The sequence below is a fragment of the Wandonia sp. genome (genome assembly GCF_984588085.1).
This window is the reverse complement of sequence record NZ_CFIGVI010000047.1, coordinates 1-3,547: the sequence shown is the minus strand read 5'-3', so window position 1 is coordinate 3,547 and position 3,547 is coordinate 1. Positions and strand designations below refer to the sequence as shown.

The window sequence follows — 3,547 nt, the reverse complement described above, 5'->3', positions numbered from 1 at the left end:
ACTAATGAGAATATTATTGCTACTTATATTAACAAAGCAACTGATAAGTCAAAAGGATTTGATGCCTATGGCTATGTAAAAGTAAACAAACATGGTTATTCTGATCATGGAGACAGACTTCTCCCAGGATATGGGATCGTCGACTTTGTACAAACCAACTCAGATGAGATCGCTTTTGTACAAATTGAAAGCGCAGATTATTCCAGAAAATTATTTCAAAAATTTTCACTTATCATTCTGGACGTAGAGAATTCAACTCAACCTATTTTCGTAGAACATGAATTTGATCCCAGACTATTTTTCGAACCCGAAATAGGAATCTATGGAAGTATCAATAAAATAACCCATTCTCTGATCAATAAAAAAGAGAATAAGCCCGGAATTTACGGCATTCAATTATCAAGTGTTTTAAAAAATGAATCAGGGAACTATTTTGTCGTCTTTGAACAGTACAACCCGATGAGTAATGATCCCCTTTCAAAAAAGATAACCCATACTCAAGTAAGAAACACCGTAGTTGCTTGTGTTTCTCCACAATTGGAAGTGACTGCAGTACACAAGATTGCAAAGAGTTTTAATTTATTCAAAGACATTGGTGCCAAGGGGTTCTTATATCAAAATGATTTATATCTCTTTTTTCCGGATGCATTGGAAAATAAAGATATACTAACCAGTAGTGCTTCAACTCCGCAAAAAGGACTTAATATCTCGAAACCCTTTACACTTGCATGCGCCATTGTTTCAGCAGATGGTTCTGAAATATCAAAACAAATTGTCCATGAATTCTCAAAAAAGAATCGTTTTCTCCCCTCTGTTCCCTCTATGCGGGAAATTCGCCCTGGAAAATATCTGATTGAAACCCAATCAAGAGAAGAAATATATAACTATCCTGTATATATACGACCTGTAAATATTCAAATTTATTAAGTATGCTATCTAAAACTAGTGGGAAGACAGTTTTTGCTCCTTAGTAGTCCATGCAGACCATTACGGCTACCTGCGGAACAATTGTTTTTAGAGCGGTATGTACTCTTTTTACCGTTGCCCATTGGGAATAACCGGTATAGCCTCCCCTGCACATACCTACTCTTCCATCGCATCAGGATTGTTTACTGATCCCGTCAATAACATCATAAATATCTGTTCCTTCGTGTTCATAAGGAGCCTAGTTATTCAGGTCTGTTTTAATTCCCCTCGCGTAGACAACAACTCCGACATATTCACGGTCTGCTGATTTTTTCCCGAAGAAAGCATCTCCCTCTCCCTGATAATATGTCGTATAAAACAATATCACCGGTAACGGTGTGTGATTTTCCTTTTTTCGAACAATAATTGCCGATAAATCTACTCCACTTCGTGTCGGAATTAACACATTCTTCTGGATATCATAGAGGGTATCAGCAGATGGTTTTTGCTGGGAAAACCCTGCCAAACAGCATAAAAAGGAAAGTATAAAAAGTAGTTTCATTGATTCTAAAACATTAAATATGAATCCGGCAAACAAAACAATAAAAACAGATCTATCAGTTAGTTATACGGAATCGGAATAAATACTCTTTTCGTTTCGCTCCATTATTTTACAGGGGTCTTCCACCCTCTCAAATCCATATTTTTCGTATAAACCATGCGCATCTGCCGTAGCCAGTTTCCAACTTTTTACGTCTTGCAATTTCGGATACGTCATGATATACTCCATCAGATTTTTGGAATACCCCTTCCCTCTTTCCTGTTCAAGAATAAATACGTCCAGTAAGTAGGCAAAAATTGTAAAGTCAGTTACCACCCGTGCATAACCGATTTGCTCATCATCCAGATAAATACCAAAATTCAGTGAGTTTGCTATGGACTTCCTGGTTTGCTCAAGGGTTCGTCCTTTTCCCCAATAGGAATGGGAAATGAAATCATGGATCAACGCTATATTCAGCTTATGAACGTCCGTATGTATTGTCACTTTTTTCATGTTGCGCTAATTTCGAATAACTAGTAAACGAATTTTTTCTTAACTAATTGGTGTCAAAATAAAAATTCTGGAAATAAAAGCAAAGTCGTCTTACCGACATTATTTTGTCTTTACCTGACTTAGCATAAACTCAAAATTAATCCTACCTGACTGAGCTACATCCTTATGACTATATTTTTTTCATCCCTTCTCATTGGCAACAACAATCCATTTTAGCTGATTATCCAGATACCAGACCTCCCATCCTAACTTGCTCCAGGTTCTAACTGATAATTCAAGGAAATCTTCATTTATTTCCTCACTTTGCCCCAAATGAAGGTTCATCTGAACAACAATTGTATCCGGTCTTTCAAACCCTTTAATTCGTAAATCATAACAAGCAGCGAACTCATCTGAAAAGTACACCGTAGTCCCCTCCGTTATATCCTTGGTAAATTTTTCCTGAACATTTTTTTCTCGTATTAAATCTTTCACACCCCGATGGATGAATTTGATCCGGATTATTCTTTCCCAATAATTTAATTTCTCTATGTACTTTCTTAATTTCACATCACCAGTAACTTGACAATAAATGAAACGTATAGCTAGCAAAACCAACACAAAAAATAAACGAAATAATAAACCAATTTGTAATACGTATTCTATCTCCCTTCTTGCGTTTCCATTCTTTCTTCCATTCCTCAAAAACTTTAACCCACTTAAAATTGATTATCAGGATAACGATAAATAGTATAGGTACGGTTATAGGTATCCAAAAATATTCTTGTCCTAAATTCAGAAATACAATTAATGAATTAGCAATTCCTGACAAAATTGCAGTTTGTTTCATCGCAATTGCAAAAAAAGCCATTCCGGCTTCACTTTCATCGTTAAAAAAGTGCTTATAAACTATGCAGAAATCGAAAAAGTATCGTTTATAAAAAGAAAACATCAGGTTCTATTTTGGTGATTAACATACAAAAGCATAAAAGACAAAATGATGAATAGTGTATTGAAAATCACACTAATTAGGTATAAATTATTCCATTTAATGATTTGTTTCTTGACAGGAGGTAACTCTCCTTTCCATTTTTTAAACTCTTTCACCCACTTATAGTTAATCAAATGGGATAAGATCATACTACTTACCAAAATCACCATCATTACTTTAGTATTATCATTTTCATAGATGGCTTTATGTAGAACAACTATACTCCAAATAAAAATAGCCTGAACTCTTGAAATCGTTATGTAAGCGGCATTTACTTCGTCTTTATCTTTTCGCAGCTTACTATAAACGTAGCAAAAATCAAAAAAATAACGTTTGTATATTTTTCTTATTACCATCTAGTCACTATCCCCATAAAACAAATTCACCACTACCATGTCGCCCCTAGTATGGCTAACAATATTCCAAATACAACAAAAATAAAAAGTCCAAATAAGGTTCTTTTAAAGAAAATTTTCTTTCCTTTTCCATCCTCTCTTTTTTGAGCGGAAATAAACGCTAAAATAATATTTACCAGATAAAAAATAAAGGCGATAATCAACAGTATACTTGACAACATAATAAGTTTAACTTTCTTCTACTAGTTATTTTAATTAATT

Annotated in this window: 5 protein-coding genes; 1 reads left to right on the top strand and 4 read right to left on the bottom strand. The window is 34.4% G+C overall.

What is annotated here, in order from left to right; genetic code table 11:
* On the top strand, window positions 1-927 hold a 927-nt coding region (locus AC4PL9_RS13185), incomplete at its 5' end, for a hypothetical protein (RefSeq protein ID WP_491605214.1).
* A 238-nt stretch (window positions 928-1,165) separates the two neighbouring features.
* Here AC4PL9_RS13185 and AC4PL9_RS13180 read toward each other — a convergent pair.
* The 4 genes from AC4PL9_RS13180 to AC4PL9_RS13165 all read right to left on the bottom strand — a co-directional run bounded on the left by AC4PL9_RS13180 (window position 1,166) and on the right by AC4PL9_RS13165 (window position 3,286).
* Window positions 1,166-1,468 (bottom strand): hypothetical protein, encoded by a 303-nt coding sequence (locus AC4PL9_RS13180; RefSeq protein WP_491605213.1) that lies wholly within the window; start codon window positions 1,466-1,468, stop codon window positions 1,166-1,168.
* A gap of 63 nt (window positions 1,469-1,531) precedes the next feature.
* Window positions 1,532-1,960 (bottom strand): GNAT family N-acetyltransferase, encoded by a 429-nt coding sequence (locus tag AC4PL9_RS13175; RefSeq protein ID WP_491605212.1) that lies wholly within the window; start codon window positions 1,958-1,960, stop codon window positions 1,532-1,534.
* Window positions 1,961-2,140: 180 nt separating this feature from the next.
* A complete protein-coding gene (locus AC4PL9_RS13170; RefSeq protein WP_491605211.1) occupies window positions 2,141-2,434 on the bottom strand; it encodes a hypothetical protein in 294 nt (97 codons plus the stop codon).
* Window positions 2,435-2,890: 456 nt separating this feature from the next.
* On the bottom strand, window positions 2,891-3,286 hold the full coding sequence (locus AC4PL9_RS13165) for a hypothetical protein (RefSeq protein ID WP_491605210.1): 396 nt from the start codon (window positions 3,284-3,286) through the stop codon (window positions 2,891-2,893).
* Window positions 3,287-3,547: the final 261 nt, after the last annotated feature.

Bases quoted from the DNA above. Each gene is read 5' to 3' on its own strand.
- AC4PL9_RS13180 (WP_491605213.1), bottom strand. From the start codon at position 1,468: ATGAAACTACTTTTTATACTTTCCTTTTTATGCTGTTTGGCAGGGTTT.
- AC4PL9_RS13175 (WP_491605212.1), bottom strand. From the start codon at position 1,960: ATGAAAAAAGTGACAATACATACGGACGTTCATAAGCTGAATATAGCG.
- AC4PL9_RS13165 (WP_491605210.1), bottom strand. From the start codon at position 3,286: ATGGTAATAAGAAAAATATACAAACGTTATTTTTTTGATTTTTGCTAC.